We start from the raw sequence: 14583 nt of genomic DNA, 5'->3' as shown, positions 1-14583 counted from the left end.
CCGTGACGCCCGCTGCGTGATGTCCTCCTCGTGACGTCCGCGCGGCGCGGGCCGGGACGGCCCGCCACCGGGGCGCGACGCCCCGAAGTCTTGTTAGTAAAGTTTCCTAACAAGTCTTGACGGCGCGCTCGGCACCTTGGGATCGTCAGGGCCAACAACCGGACCGGAGGCTCCTGTTGGAGCACCGCGGGCCACCCGACCGCGGTGGTGCCACGTCACGCAACGGCACTTTCCGGCCCATTCGAGCGCACCATCCTGCCCGGCTCAGGCACGACGATCGGCTCCTCAACGTTGGAGGACGACGTGCACCTGTCCCTGCCCCCGCGCCCGACCCGCCGAAGTCCCTCGTTTCGCAGTGCTCGGCGCGCCGTGTCCCGACTGCCCAAATTTCCCGCCGTCATCGCGGTGATCGCCATGCTGGCGACCGTGCTGACCTTCGGCCAGACCGCCTCCGCCGCAGAGGTGTTGCTCTCCCGCGGCAAACCCGCCACCGCCTCGTCCAGCGAGGACTCCACGCTCGGCCCGGCCAAGGCCGTGGACGGCAAGTCCACCACCCGGTGGGCGAGTACGGAGGGTGCCGGCGCCCAATGGCTGAGCGTCGACCTCGGCTCCGACGTCTCCATCTCCCGGGTCAAGCTGACCTGGGAGGCCGCCTACGCCAAGGCCTACCGGATCGAGGTCTCGCCCGACGGCGCGTCCTGGACCAAGGTCTACAACACGTCGGCCGGCGACGGCGGCACCGACGACGTCGGCGCACTGTCCACCCACGGCCGCCACGTACGCGTGTACGCAACCACTCGGGGCACCGAATACGGCTACTCCCTTTGGGAGTTCGAGGTATTCGGCGCAGGCGGCCCGGACACCACCGCACCCACCACGCCGACCGCGTTGCGGGTGACCGGCACCACGCCCACCGGCGTCTCGCTGGGCTGGACCGCCTCCACCGACAACGTCGGGGTGACCGGCTACGACGTGCTGCGCGACGGCGTCACGGTCGGAACCAGTGCGGGCACCTCCTACACCGACACCGGCCTGACCACCGGAGTCGGCTACACCTACACCGTCCGGGCCCGCGACGCGGCGGGCAACCTGTCCGCGCCCAGCGCGGCGGTGGTCGGCACCCCGCAGGCCGGCGGCTCCTCGTTCACCGTCGTCGCCGCGGGCGACATCTCCGACCCGGGTTGCACGTCGAGCCAGGAGTGCGGGGCCGAGCAGACCGCACGGCGGGTCGAGGCGATCAACCCGGACGAGGTGATCACGCTCGGGGACAACCAGTACGACACCGGCAGCCTCTCCGACTACCGCAAGTACTACGACACCACGTGGGGCCGGTTCAAGGCCAAGACCCGTCCCGCGCCCGGCAATCACGAGGCCGACGACAACCCTTCCGAGGCCGGGTACAAGGCGTACTTCGGTGACCGGGCCACCCCGAACGGGACCACCTGGTACAGCTGGGACCGCGGCGGCTGGCACTTCATCGCGCTCGACACCGAGCAGTCGATGTCGGCGAACTCGGCGCAGATCCAGTGGCTCAAGGCGGATCTGGCGAAGAACTCGCAGGGCTGCGTGGCCGCCTACTGGCACCGACCCCTGTACAGCTCGGGGCCGCAGGCCGACAAGGTCAGTCAGACCGCGTGGCAGGTGCTCTACGACGCGCACACCGATCTGATCCTCAACGGGCACGACCACCTCTACGAGCGCTACGCGCCGCAGAATCCCAAGGCCAAGGCGGACCCCGCCGGCATCCGCGAGTTGCTCGTGGGCACCGGTGGTGCGGACCCGTACGACTTCGAGAGTCCGCAACCCAACAGTGAGAAGCGGGTGACCGGTTCGCCGGCCGTGCTCAAGCTGACCCTCTCCGCCGACAGCTACTCCGGACAGCTCGTGCGCTACGACGGCAAGCAGCTCGACTCCTTCGGGCCGGTCGGCTGCCACTGAGTCCACCGAACGTGCGGGCCGGCCGGCGACCACTTCCCCGGCCGGCCCGTACCCGACCCGAACCGCCGTGGACCGTAAGGCTGTTGTCACCAGCCTCGAACCCCGTCCCGCTCCTCGGTCCCGCCCCCGGCCGACCCGTTCCGAGCAACCCGTACCGCTCCGACCCGACCCGAGTCCACCGTCCCCGGACGGATCGAGGGAGGACCGCCCGTGTACATCGCCGCCACCCGGCGCGCGGATCAGGCCGGCGGGATCACCGCGGCCAAGGCACCGCGCAGATTCGCGCGCAACGTCCCGGCCAACGTGCTCGCGCTCGGCGCCGTCAGCCTGGTCACCGACATCTCCTCGGAGATGGTCACCGCAGTGCTGCCCACCTACTTCGTGCTCACCCTGGGACTGAGCCCATTGCAGTACGGGCTCCTGGACGGAACCTACTTCGGCGTCACCGCCTTCGTCCGCCTGCTCGGCGGCCAGGTGGCCGACCGCACCCGCCGGCGCAAGCTGGTGGCGGGCACCGGATACGGGCTGTCCGCCGTGTGCAAACTCGGCCTCCCGCTGGCCGGTTCGTCGGTCACCGGGCTGGGCCTGGTGCTGGCGGCGGACCGCACCGGCAAGGGGCTGCGCACCGCGCCGCGCGACGCGCTGATCACGCTCAGCACCCCGGCGCCCGACCTGGGTCGGGCCTTCGGCGTGCACCGCGCGATGGACACGGTCGGCGCGTTCCTCGGACCGCTCGCCGCGTTCGCCGTGTTGTGGGCCACCCACGACGCGTACGACGCCGTGTTCGTGGTGAGCTTCTGCGTGGCCATGTTCGCGGTGCTGCTGATGGCGCTGTACGTACGCGATCACCACGAACCGCCCGTTCCGCGGCGCGAGTCGTCGCTGCGGGCCGCGTTCGCCCTGCTGCGGTTGCGCCCGTTCCGGCGCACCTGTCTGGCCGCGACGATGCTCGGACTGCTCACCGTCGGCGACACGTTCGTGTACCTGGTGCTGCAACACGGATTCGACATCCCGCTGCGCTACTTCCCGCTGCTGCCGCTGGGTACCGCCGGCGCCTATCTGCTGCTCGCGGTGCCGCTCGGTCGACTCGCCGATCGGGTCGGCCGGTTCCGGGTCTTCCTCGGCGGCCACCTCGCGTTGCTCGCGGCCTACGCGGTCGCCGCCGCACCCGACGGCGGCGGGGCTCCGGGCACGCTGTTGTTGTGGACCGTGCTGCTGAGCGTGCTCGTCCTGCAGGGCCTGTTCTACGCCGCCACGGACGGTGTGCTGATGGCCGCCGCCGGGCCGCTGCTGCCGGTGCACCTGCGCACCAGCGGTCTGGCCCTGCTCCAGACCGGTCAGGCCGGCGCCCGGCTGTTCTCCTCGGTGCTCTTCGGCGCGGCCTGGACGTTGTGGGGTTCGGGCCCCGCACTGCTCGTCATGGGCGCCGGCCTGGTCGGCGCACTCGTCGTGGCCCGGCGGTTGCTGCCGTCGCGGACCGCACTGCCGGAGGTGACCGGATGAAGCGCGCCCTCGGCCTGCTGCTCGGCCTGCTGGTGCTGGTCGGGGTGGCGGTCGGCTACTCGACCTTCGCGGCCGATCGCGAGGACGACTCCGCGGTCGAGCGTCGACCGCTGGACCTGGCCGCCGGCGGGCAGTTGGTGTTCGTCGACACCGCCCGCAAGGGCGGCCACCGCACCGTGGCCGCGACCGCGATCGACCCGGCCGGCAACACCGGCCCGGCCCGCACCGACAGCGGACTGCGCTGCGAGCGCTTCGCCGTCGGTGCCGCTACCGGCGTCTGCCTCCAGACCCGCGGCGGCCCGCTGCCCGGCACCGACGCGCTGATCGTGGACCCGGCGATGAACGTCCGGCGCCGGATCGAACTCGCGGGCACCCCGAGCCGGGCCCGGGTCTCGGCGAGCGGACGGATGGTGTCCTGGACCGTCTTCGTCACCGGCGAGTCCTACAACAAGACCGGATTCTCCACCTGGACCGGCATCCTGGACACCCGCACCGACTACACGCTGATCAACATCGAGGCCATCCCGTTGACCATCGACGGCAAGCGCTACCGCTCCGCCGACGTCAACTACTGGGGCGTCACGTTCGCCGCCGACGACAACCGCTTCTACGCCACCGTGTCCACCAAGGGGCGCACCTACCTGGTCGAGGGCGACTACGCGAACTGGGAGGCGCACACGGTCCGGGAGAATCTGGAATGCCCCTCCTTGTCCCCGGACGGCACCCGGATCGCGTTCAAGAAGCGCTCCGGCCCCACCACATGGCGACTGCACGTGCTGGACCTGGCCACGATGCGCGAGACCCCGCTGGCCGAGCGGGAGAGCATCGACGACCAGGCGGCCTGGCTGGACGACCACACCGTGATGTACGGCCGGGGCCGTGACGTCTACGCCACGCCCGCCGACGGATCGGGCACGCCCCGCCTGCTCGCGGCCAAGGCGGCCTCGCCGACGGTGCTGCGCTGACCGTCCCTTCCCCCACCGCGCGTCGCGTGCCGGGTCGCCGCGGTCGGGCGGCATCGAACCACCGGCGAGGTCACCCGCGCCGAACCGCGTCCACTCCTTCGGCCACAACCGGAAGCCGGTGGCCGCGGTCGCGCCGTCAGCCGGTGTGCCGTCCGACCAACAGGGCGCCCAGCGCGGTGCGTTCGTGCCGGACCGAGCGGCCGGTGCGGGTGGTCGTGATCAGTCCCGCGGCACGCAGCGCGGCGGTGTGCGCGGAGACGGTCGCGTTGCTGACCCGGAGCCGGCGGGCGAGGTCGCCGGTGGTGTGCCCGGCGGCGAGCAGATGCAGGAGGTCGAGCCGGGTCCGGCCGATCACCGCGGCCAATGCGTCCTCGGTGCCGCCGGGTCCGGCGAGTGCGAGCGGCAGGCCCGGGCCCGCCGGGTAGGTGACGGCCACGGGACGCTCGGGCAGGTTCGACACCAGCGGGTGCGCACTCCAGTGGAACGTGGGCAGGAGCAGCAGTCCGCGCCCGCGCAGCGCGATGTCCTCGTCGACCGCCCCGGCGAACTCCCAGACGTCGTCGTGCAGTCGGCTGCCCGGAACGAGCTCGGCGAGGGTCGCGCCGAGTCCGTGTTCGGCCATGGTCAGCGCGTGTCGGGTGAATTCCGCGTGATGCAGGTCCTGGACCAGGGACCACACCGGGGCCAGGACCGCCTCGAAGGCCGCGTGCTGGGCTCGGCGAACGACCCGCCAGGCGTCCGCGTCACCGCGGTGCAGGTCGCGGATCCACCGCGGCGCGGGCACGGGATGTCCGGCGTACACCCGTTCGAGCTCGGTTCGCACCGTCTCCGGGTGGGTGGCCCGGACCGTGTCCAGGCCACCGGTCAGCGAATCGTCGAAGACGTCGATGAACATGGGCGGGTGCCCGCCGGGGACGAGATCCCGGAGCGGTTCGACGGCCGCCGGCAGGGTCCGGAGCAGCGCCTGCCGCCAACGACCGTGCAGCAGCGCGTCGTCCGGGTGGACCATCCGCGTCAACGCGGCGTTGAGTTCCTGGAGTGGGGCCGGTCGGGGGGCGAACCGGATCCGGGCGAAGTCGGCGGCGGTGAAGTGAATCCGGATCACTACTCTCCCTGCCGGCCCGGCGCCATCCTTTCGGCCCGAGCCTCAACCTTCGCGTGTCGTCCACGCCGGATGCCAGCCTTCGGGACATGCCTCCGGCATTCATCCAGGAGGCATCGAACGCCGCAAGGGCGTGGGTCACAGCGATCCCGTGGCCGATTCGCCCACCACGACACGAGGAGTTTCCATGGTTCGCGACGCAGCCGACCGACCCGCCGGGATCGACCGACGACGGCTCATCGCCTCCGCCGTGCCCGCCGCCGCACTCGTCCTCGCGGGCGGCGTCGCCCGCGCCCGACCCGCGTCCGCCCGACCCGCCGCTTCCCGGCCGGCGACCGGCGTCGTGCTGCGGCTCCCACCGCCGACCGGCCCGTATGCGATCGGGGCCTGCACGTTGTACCTGGTCGACCGCTCCCGACCGGACCCGTGGGAGCCGATCCCGGTGCGGGAGGTGATGGTCACGGTGTTCTACCCGGCCCGCACCGTGCGCGGCTGCCCGGTCGCACCGCAACTGAGTGCCGAAGCCGGGCAGGCGTTCGGGTCGGCCGCGCGGCCGACCCACGCGCAGTTGCCCGCGACGGGGGTGGACTGGGCGGCCACGAGCACCCACGCGTACACGAACGCGCCCGCGCGGACCGAGTGCCGCCCGGTGCTGCTGTACAGTCCCGGCGGCGCCGACCCGCGCGGCATGGGCACCGGCGTCGCCGAGGAATTGGCGAGTCGGGGCTACGTGGTGGTGTGCATCGACCACCCGGGCGACGGCGCCGTGGTCGAATTCCCGGTGGACATGGCGGGTCGCGAGGGCCGGGTCCGGTGGACCGTCCTCCGTTTCGACGCGCGCACCGACCCCGGGCTGTTTCGCACCATGATCGACACTCGGATCGCGGACACCCGGTTCGTGCTCGATCGACTGACGGTCCTGGCCCGCGGCGAAAACCCGGATCCGACCGGCGCGCCGCTGCCCGACGGCCTGCACCGGGCGCTGGATCTGCGCCGGGTGGGCGTCTACGGTCACTCGGCGGGTGGCACGACCGCGGCCGAGACGATGTACGAGGATCGCCGGATCGCCGCCGCGATCAACCTGGAGGGTTATCTGGACCACCCGTCGCCCGCGCCCGGCCGAGACGGCGAGTTGTACCCGATCGCCCGCGACGGCACCGATCGGCCGCTGCTCCTGCTGGACACCGACGGCTTCCCCGACCGGCGCAACCTGGAACGCTCGTGGTCCGCGCTGCTCGCGCATTCCCGCCGGCACGTCCCGCGGCACCGGATCGAGTCCGCCGCGCACCACGTGTTCACCGACCATGCCGTCTTCGCGCCCCGGCTCCAGGCCGCCGGCCTGATGTCCGCCGCCGACCGGATCTCCCTGATCGGCGCGATCGACCCGGCCGTGTCGGTGCCCACGGTGCGCCGGTACGTCCAAGGGTTCTTCGCCCGGCACCTGCCCACACGCTGAACGGTCCGGACCGATCGGTGATCATGCCCGCGGGTGGGCGCCGAGGAAGCCCTCGGCGCCCACCCGCGACGCGGCCCGTGGCAGAGGTCAGGCGGGCTCGGGGGCCGGGTCGCCCTCCTCGACCCAGTCCATCGTGCGCGCCACCGCCTTGCGCCAGTTGCGGTAGCCCAGGTCGCGGGTGGCGTCGTCCATCCGCGCGGTCCATTCGGCGGCGCGGTGCCAGTTCGCCCGCAGCGAGTCCAGGTCGGGCCAGTAGCCGACCGCGAGCCCGGCCGCGTACGCCGCGCCCAGCGCGGTGGTCTCGGCCACGAACGGGCGGGCCACCGGGGCGTCCAGCACGTCGGCGATGGTCTGCATGAGCAGGTTGTTGGCGGTCATCCCGCCGTCCACCTTGAGCGTGGCGAGCTTGACCCCGGAGTCGCGCTCCATCGCGTCCACCACCTCGCGGGTCTGCCACGCGGTGGCCTCCAGGACGGCCCGCGCGATGTGTCCCTTGTTCACGTACGCGGTCAGACCCGCGATCACGCCGCGCGCGTCCGAACGCCAGTAGGGCGCGAACAGTCCGGAGAAGGCCGGGACGAAGTAGGCGCCGCCGTTGTCCTCGACGGTCAGCGCGAGCGTCTCGATCTCGGCCGCGGTGGAGATCAGTCCCATCTGGTCGCGCATCCACTGCACCAGCGACCCGGTCACCGCGATCGAGCCTTCCAGCGCGTAGACCGGCGCCTCCTTGCCGAGCCGGTAGCCGACCGTGCTGAGCAGGCCGTGATGCGACTGCACGATCCGCGATCCGGTGTTGATCAGCAGGAAGCTGCCGGTGCCGTAGGTGCTCTTGGCCTCGCCCTCCTCGAAGCACGTCTGCCCGAACAGCGCGGCCTGCTGGTCGCCCAGCGCGGAGGCGACCGGGACGCCCTCCAGGATGCCGCGGGCGGTGCCGTACACCTCGGAGGAGGAGCGGATCTCGGCCAGCACCGAGCGCGGCACGTCCATCGCGCGCAGGATCCGGTCGTCCCAGTCCAGCGTCTCCAGGTTCATCAACATCGTGCGCGAGGCGTTGGTGACGTCGGTGACGTGCACCCCGCCGTCCGGGCCGCCGGTGAGGTTCCACACCACCCACGACTCCATCGTGCCGAACAGGATGTCGCCCCGATCGGCCCGCTCGCGCAGCCCCTCGACGTTGTCGAGCAGCCAGCGGATCTTGGGACCGGCGAAGTAGCTGGCGAGCGGCAGGCCGGTCTCCACCCGGAAGCGGTCCTGGCCGACGTTGCCGCCCAGTTCCCGGCACAGCGCGTCGGTGCGGGTGTCCTGCCACACGATCGCGTTGTGCACCGGCACCCCGGTGTGGCGGTCCCACAACACGGTGGTCTCGCGCTGGTTGGTGATGCCCAGCGCGCGGATCTGCTCGCGCCGGATGCCCGCCTGGGCGAGCGCGCCGGCGACCACGGCCTGCACCACGCTCCAGATCTCGGCGGCGTCGTGCTCGACCCACCCCGGGCGCGGGAAGATCTGCCGGTGCTCGCGCTGGTCGACGGCGACGATGCGCCCGTCCGCGCCGAAGATGATGCATCGGCTGGACGTGGTGCCCTGGTCGATCGCGGCGATGTAGGTGTCGGACATGGCTCCTCTTCCGAAGGATCCGAGGGAAAGGTCGGGGTCGGTACGGACGTGCGGGCTCAGAACGCGAGCCGGTACAGGCCGCCGGCCGCCAGCCCGCCGACGGTGGGACCGACCACGGGGACCCACGCGTAGGCCCAGTCCGAGCCGCCCTTCTTGGGGATGGGCAGCAGCGAGTGTGCCAGGCGCGGGCCGAGGTCGCGGACCGGGTTGATGGCGTAGCCGGTCGGACCGCCCAGGGACAGGCCGATGCCCACCACCAGGAGTGCGGTCATCAGGATGCCGGTGCCGGAGAGGGCGAGCCCGTCGGTCAGGCCCTGGGTCAGGATCACGATGACCAGCACGGTGGTGGCGATCGTCTCGGTGATCAGGTTCTGCACCGGGTTGCGGATCTCCGGCGAGGTGGCGAACACGCCGAGCACGGGTTCGCCGTGCTCCTTGAACTGACCCAGGTAGGTGGCCCAGGCCAGCACGGCGCCGATCACCGCACCGGTGAACTGCCCGGCGAGGTACACCGGCACCTTGTCCCATTCTCCCGTCTTGACGGCTATGCCGAACGTGACGGCGGGATTGAGGTGCGCGCCGGACAACGACACGCTCGCGTACGCCCCGGCCAGGACCGCGAAGCCCCAGCCGAAGGTGATCGCCAACCAGCCCGCGTTCTGCGCCTTGGACCGGTTCAGGGTGACCGCCGCGCACACGCCGACGCCCAGGAGCAGCAGGATGGCCGTACCCAGGGTCTCGCCGATGAAGATCTTGTCGCTCGTCACAACAACACGGCCCCTTCTTGACTGCACGGGTGGGACGGCGCCGGGATGCGGCGCCGGACGGGCGTACGGCGCGCCGAATCGACGCGCCGTACGGGGTTGCGGGAATCCGCACCACATCAGGGCGGTGCCGGGAGGACGACCGCTGCGGTGCCGTGAAGTGCGCACACCGGGCGAATCCCGATCGCACGCGGATCGGAAGAATCGTTGGGCGTGGTCCGTTCGATCCGGCAGATGACTCCGACTGGCATTCGACATTGACGACCGCTGTCCGGCAGTGTTCTCCGCGGGTTGCGCCGCCGTCAAGAGTCCGTGAACATCTCGTTCCCGACCCCGCCCGCGAGCGCCGGGCCCGGCGGGCGGGCCGTGGACCCGACCGGCATGCGTACGACCGCTGTTCTACATTGCCAACCCGATCTTCATTGCCAACCTGATCTTCGATGGAGGAGTTGGTATGCCCGGTCCCATCCAGTCGCTCGAACGCGCAGCGGCGATCCTGCGGCTGCTCGCCGGCGGCGAACGGCGCTTCGGTCTGAGCGAGGTGGCCACCACCCTGGGCCTGGCGAAGGGCACCGCGCACGGCATCCTGCGCACGCTCCACCAGGAGGGGTTCGTCGAACAGGACGCCAAGAGCGGCAAGTACCAGCTCGGCGCCGAACTGCTCCGGCTGAGCAGCTCCTACCTCGACGTGCACGAGTTGCGCGCCCGGGCCCTGGTCTGGGCGGACGACCTGGCCCGCGCGAGTGGCGAGAGCGTGCGCATCGGGGTGCTGCACAAGGGCGGCGTGCTGGTCATCCACCACGTCTTCCGCCCGGACGACAGCCGTCAGGTGCTGGAGATCGGCGCGATGTTGCCGCTGCACTCCACCGCGTGGGGCAAGGTCTTGCTCGCGGTGGACCCGGCCGCGCGGGCCGAGCTGAACGAGAGCGCCCCGGTCGCCTTCACCACCCGCACGCTGATCGATCCGGCCGCGATCGACGCGGAGAGCGTCACCGTGCGCGAGCGCGGCTGGGCCTGCGACATCGAGGAGTCGGTGCCGGGCCTGGCGGGCATCGCCGCGCCGATCCGGGACCGGCGCGGCACGCCGCTGGGCGCGGTGGGCATCAGCGGCGCGGTCGAGCGGATCGTCGCCGACGACGCGCCGCGACCCACGCTCGTGGCCTCGGTCCGCGACGCGGCGCGCGCCATCTCGCGCGACCTGGGGGCGACTTTTCCGTACTGACGCCCCGGGGCCGGACGCCCGCCCCCGGGCCGCGGCACGGGGTGCGGACCGGTCCGCGGCTCGCCCGGGGCGGCCGCTTCGGACCGGCGGCACTTGACCATTGCCCGACCGGCAATGAAAACTGTCGTTCGTCGTTCGACAATGCCGACCACGTAGATTCGGACCGGGACCCCGTCCCACCGCTTCGCAGCCGGCCCAGTGGAAAGAAGACGCGTGATGAGCACCGCCACGGATCCGACCGTTCCCGCTCGTGCCCACAGCCGTGCCGAACTCTCGCGCGGCACCCACGACCTGCTCGTCATCGGCGGCGGCATCCTCGGCACGGCGGTGGCCTGGACCGCGGCCCAGACCGGGCTGCGGGTGGCCATGGTCGACGCCGGCGACTTCGCCGGCGCCACCTCGTCCGCGTCCTCCAAGCTCGTGCACGGCGGCCTGCGCTACCTCCAGACCGGCAACCTCAAGCTGGTCGCGGAGAACCACCGCGAACGCCGCACGCTGGCCCGCGACGTGGCCCCGCACCTGGTGCGGCCGCTGTCCTTCCTGGTCCCGGTCTACAAGGACGGCCCGCACGGCTCGGCCAAGCTCGGCGCCGGCGTGTTCCTGTACTCGGCCCTGTCCGCCTTCGGTGACGGCCTGGGCAAGGTGATCGGCCCGGACAACGCGCTCGAACTCGTCCCGGCCCTGCGCAAGGAGGGCCTGCGCCGCGCCGCCGTGTACGGCGACCACCAGATGAACGACAGCCGGGTCGCGGTGACCACCGTGCGCGCGGCGGTCGAGGCCGGTGCGGTCGTGCTCAACCACGCCGAGGTGGTCGGCCTGCGCAAGGACGCCGGCGGCCGGGTCACCGGCGCCGAACTGCGCGACCGACTCGACGGCGCCGAGTTCGGCGTGAACGCGCGCGTCGTGCTGAACGCGACCGGCCCGTGGGTGGACCACCTGCGCCGGATGGAGGACCCGGCGGCCGAACCGAGCATCCGGCTGTCCAAGGGCGTGCACCTGGTGCTGCGCCAACAGCAGCCGTGGCGGGCCGCGTTGACCATCCCGATCGACAAGTACCGGGTGTCCTTCGCGATTCCGTGGGAGGAGCACCTGCTGCTCGGCACCACCGACGAGGCCTACGAGGGCGACCCCGGCAAGGTCTCCCCCACCGAGGCCGACATCGCCCAGATCCTGGACGAGGCGGGCAGCGCGGTCGACCCGGCGCAGCTGCGTCGCGAGGACATCACCTACGCGTTCGCCGGCCTGCGGGTCCTGCCCGGCGGGGCGGGCGCCACGAGCGAGGCCAAGCGGGAGACGGTGGTCACCGAGGGGCGCGGCGGCATGTTGTCGGTGGCGGGCGGCAAGTGGACCACCTACCGGCACATCGGCCGCACCGTACTGGACAAGCTGGCCAAGGCCGGTGTCGTGGCCTTGGAGCAGGACATGGCGGCCCCGCTGCGTCGGGTGGCGCTGCCGGGCTCGGCGAACCCCGAGGCAGTGGCGCACCGGCTGCTCGGCGAGGCCACCCCCGAGGACGGCGTCGACCCGGTGGTGGCCCGCCACCTCGCGTCGCACTACGGCAACCTCGCCTACGACCTGGCCGCGCTGGTGCGGGCCGACCGCGAACTCGGCGAGCGCATCCACCCGGACGGGCCGGACATCTGGGCCCAGGTCGCCTACGCGCGCGACCACGAGTGGGCGATGACCGTGGACGACGTGCTGCGGCGCCGGACCACGGTGACCATTCGCGGGCTGGACACCCCCGAGGTGCGCTCCCGGGTCGAGCGCCTGCTGGCGGCCGAGCCGAACTGACCGGCGCGACGCCCGACTCCCCCCGAGGCCGGCCGCCGCGACCGGCGACCTCGGGGTGGTTTCCGAGACGGACTCCGAGGGCGGACGTCGGGGGGCGGGCCGCCCGGCGACGCCGGGTGGGTACGTTCGGAACTCGTCCGGCGATTTCCGTTATCCGCGCCGACCCGGGTGCTCTCCCGAGTGGCGGATGGACGGGAGCGGGCCCGTCACGCCGGTCGAGGAAAGTGGATGTACGTGGACAACGAGCACAACACCGCCCTGGTCGTCGCGGCCCAGGGCGGTGATCTGCGTGCCCGCGACCGGCTCGTGGCCGACTGGCTGCCACTGGTGTACAACATCGTCGGCCGGGCGCTGAACGGGCACGCGGACGTCGACGACGTCGTGCAGGAGACCATGCTCTGCGCGGTGTCCGGCCTCGGCGGCCTGCGCGATCCGGAGCGCTTCCGGTCCTGGCTGGTGGCCATCGCGATCAATCAGGTACGCCGCCGGCACGCCCGTCGCGCGCTCACCACGCCGCTCGACGAGATCGCCGAATACCCGGACCCGGCCGCCGACTTCGCCGACCTGACCATCCTGCGCTTGGGCCTGTCCGGGCAGCGCCGCGACGTTGCCGAGGCGACCCGCTGGCTGGATCCGGACACCCGCGAACTGCTCGCCCTGTGGTGGCTGGAGGCGGCCGGCACGCTGACCCGGGCCGAACTCGCCACCGCCCTGGACCTGCCCGCGACCCACGTGGCGGTCCGGGTCCAGCGCATGAAGGAGCAGTTGGAGGCCGCCCGCGTGGTGGTCCGCGCACTCGCCGCCGATCCCCGCTGCGCGGAGGCCGGCGCGCTGCTCGCGCCCTGGGACGGCCGGCCGACCCCGCTGTGGCGCAAGCGCATCTCCCGGCACGCCCGGACGTGCGGCGCATGCGGCGCGCACCGGTACGACCTGGCCCCGGTCGAGGGCCTGCTCGCGGGCCTGGCCCTACTGCCGCCGACGGCCGTACTGCTGCACCTGCTCCGCCAGAGCCCATGGGCACCGATCGAAACAGCGGACCCGATCGGCGACCCGGGCACGGTGGCGTATTCGAACACGGCGGGCGACCCGGGCACGTACTCAGCCGGCGACCCGAGCACGGTTGTGCACTCGAACACGGCGAGCGACCCGAGCGCAGTCACATACACGAACACGGCAAGCGACCCGAACGCGGCTGCGTACTCGAATGCCGCCGGCGATCCGCACATGGTCGGCCGGCCGGGCACGGGTGGGGAGCCGAGCCCGCCGGGAGATCCGAGCGGCAGCGCCCCGCCGAGCCGGGGCGGGGATCCGAGCGCGGGCGACGATCCGAGCCCCGCCGACCGTGCGGCCTCGCCCGCCGATCCGGGTCGGGGCGGGAGCGTGTCCACCGAACCGGCCGCCGGGCCCACCGAAGCCGGCCCTCCCTCCCCCGGCCACGCCGCGCCGCGTTCGGCCCGCCGACCCCGCCGGATCGCGGCCGGCGGCGCCGCGATCGTCCTGGTCGTCCTGGCCGCGGTCGTCATCGTCGACCGCCCCCACCACGACCCGCCGACCCGAAGCGCGCCCGCCGCACACCCGCCGGTCGTCGCAGCCGCGTCGGCACCCTCCGCGACGCCCACCACCGCGCCGCCGCCGGCCACCACGCCGGCCATCGCCCCGCCGCCCTCGACCGAGCCCGCGACCGAGCCTTCGGCCACCCGCTCGACCGCCTCCGCCGACCCCCGCGCGCGGCTCGAACGCACCGTGGTGGACCTGGTCAACGCCGCCCGGGCCGAGCACGGTTGTGCTCCCGTCCGGGTCGACGACCGGCTGCGAAGTGCCGCCCGCAAACACTCCGACGACATGCTCGCCCGGCGGTTCTACGACCACTCGAACCCGGACGGGGTACGCGCCGACGCTCGCATCACCGCCGCCGGCTACCGGTGGCGGCAGTGGGGCGAGAACCTCGATCGGGGTCGATCGGACGCCGCGCACGTGGTCGCCCAGTGGCTGGCCAGTCCGATCCACCGGGACAACATCCTCGATTGCGGCTTCACCGACATCGGTGTCGGCGCCACGGTCGGCCCGGGCGGGACGACCTGGTGGACCCAGGTGTTCGCCGCACCTGCCTGACGCACCCGGGCCCGGGCAGCCGGCAGCCGGCACGCATATCCGGCGCATGCACCCGCCCGACCCGGCCCACTCCATCGCCCGCCCGACCCGACGCGAAAAACCGCGCCGATTTCCGT

Annotated in this window: 10 protein-coding genes; 7 read left to right on the top strand and 3 right to left on the bottom strand. The window is 72.6% G+C overall.

Features of this window, described 5'->3' with window-relative positions; all coding sequences use genetic code 11:
- Positions 1-303: 303 nt before the first annotated feature.
- From ACFZBU_RS37940 to ACFZBU_RS37930, 3 genes are all read left to right on the top strand, one after another.
- Positions 304-1938: a discoidin domain-containing protein gene (locus ACFZBU_RS37940; RefSeq protein ID WP_391588309.1), complete on the top strand. Its 1635-nt coding sequence runs from the start codon at positions 304-306 to the stop codon at positions 1936-1938.
- A gap of 210 nt (positions 1939-2148) precedes the next feature.
- Positions 2149-3441: an MFS transporter gene (locus ACFZBU_RS37935; RefSeq protein WP_391588308.1), complete on the top strand. Its 1293-nt coding sequence runs from the start codon at positions 2149-2151 to the stop codon at positions 3439-3441.
- Positions 3438-4406, top strand: coding sequence for a hypothetical protein (locus tag ACFZBU_RS37930; protein WP_391588307.1), 969 nt, complete (start codon positions 3438-3440; stop codon positions 4404-4406). The genes ACFZBU_RS37935 and ACFZBU_RS37930 overlap by 4 nt, the downstream gene beginning before the upstream one ends.
- A 136-nt stretch (positions 4407-4542) precedes the next feature.
- Here ACFZBU_RS37930 and ACFZBU_RS37925 read toward each other — a convergent pair whose 3' ends face one another.
- A complete protein-coding gene (locus ACFZBU_RS37925) occupies positions 4543-5511 on the bottom strand; it encodes an ArsR/SmtB family transcription factor (RefSeq protein WP_391588306.1) in 969 nt (322 codons plus the stop codon).
- A 184-nt stretch (positions 5512-5695) separates the two neighbouring features.
- Between ACFZBU_RS37925 and ACFZBU_RS37920 the strand changes: the two genes are divergently transcribed.
- A complete protein-coding gene (locus ACFZBU_RS37920) occupies positions 5696-6964 on the top strand; it encodes an alpha/beta hydrolase (protein ID WP_391588305.1) in 1269 nt (422 codons plus the stop codon).
- Between the two features lie 87 nt (positions 6965-7051).
- On the opposite strand, the gene glpK is transcribed toward ACFZBU_RS37920, so the two are convergent.
- Both glpK and ACFZBU_RS37910 read right to left on the bottom strand, forming a co-directional pair.
- Positions 7052-8578 carry a glycerol kinase GlpK gene (glpK, locus tag ACFZBU_RS37915; RefSeq protein ID WP_391588304.1) on the bottom strand — a complete coding sequence of 509 codons (1527 nt, stop codon included), beginning with the start codon at positions 8576-8578 and terminating at the stop codon, positions 7052-7054.
- 56 nt (positions 8579-8634) lie between these two features.
- Positions 8635-9345: an MIP/aquaporin family protein gene (locus tag ACFZBU_RS37910; RefSeq protein WP_391588303.1), complete on the bottom strand. Its 711-nt coding sequence runs from the start codon at positions 9343-9345 to the stop codon at positions 8635-8637.
- Positions 9346-9796: 451 nt separating this feature from the next.
- Between ACFZBU_RS37910 and ACFZBU_RS37905 the strand changes: the two genes are divergently transcribed.
- The 3 genes from ACFZBU_RS37905 (at position 9797) to ACFZBU_RS37895 (ending at position 14467) form a co-directional block, all read left to right on the top strand.
- A complete protein-coding gene (locus tag ACFZBU_RS37905; RefSeq protein WP_391588302.1) occupies positions 9797-10564 on the top strand; it encodes an IclR family transcriptional regulator in 768 nt (255 codons plus the stop codon).
- Positions 10565-10780: 216 nt separating this feature from the next.
- On the top strand, positions 10781-12355 hold the full coding sequence (locus tag ACFZBU_RS37900) for an FAD-dependent oxidoreductase (RefSeq protein WP_391588301.1): 1575 nt from the start codon (positions 10781-10783) through the stop codon (positions 12353-12355).
- Positions 12356-12583: 228 nt separating this feature from the next.
- Positions 12584-14467, top strand: coding sequence for a sigma-70 family RNA polymerase sigma factor (locus tag ACFZBU_RS37895; protein WP_391588300.1), 1884 nt, complete (start codon positions 12584-12586; stop codon positions 14465-14467).
- Positions 14468-14583 lie beyond the last annotated feature (116 nt).

Origin of the sequence: Embleya sp. NPDC008237 (assembly GCF_042956465.1) — a bacterium.
In the GTDB taxonomy this organism is placed as follows: domain Bacteria; phylum Actinomycetota; class Actinomycetes; order Streptomycetales; family Streptomycetaceae; genus Embleya.
Note: the sequence above shows the minus strand (reverse complement) of the source record. Positions and strands in the feature narration are given on the sequence as shown.

Coding starts and splice junctions, on each gene's coding strand:
- ACFZBU_RS37905 (WP_391588302.1), top strand. CDS start 9,797: ATGCCCGGTCCCATCCAGTCGCTCGAACGCGCAGCGGCGATCCTGCGG.
- ACFZBU_RS37900 (WP_391588301.1), top strand. CDS start 10,781: ATGAGCACCGCCACGGATCCGACCGTTCCCGCTCGTGCCCACAGCCGT.
- ACFZBU_RS37895 (WP_391588300.1), top strand. CDS start 12,584: ATGTACGTGGACAACGAGCACAACACCGCCCTGGTCGTCGCGGCCCAG.
- ACFZBU_RS37930 (WP_391588307.1), top strand. CDS start 3,438: ATGAAGCGCGCCCTCGGCCTGCTGCTCGGCCTGCTGGTGCTGGTCGGG.
- glpK (WP_391588304.1), bottom strand. CDS start 8,578: ATGTCCGACACCTACATCGCCGCGATCGACCAGGGCACCACGTCCAGC.
- ACFZBU_RS37920 (WP_391588305.1), top strand. CDS start 5,696: ATGGTTCGCGACGCAGCCGACCGACCCGCCGGGATCGACCGACGACGG.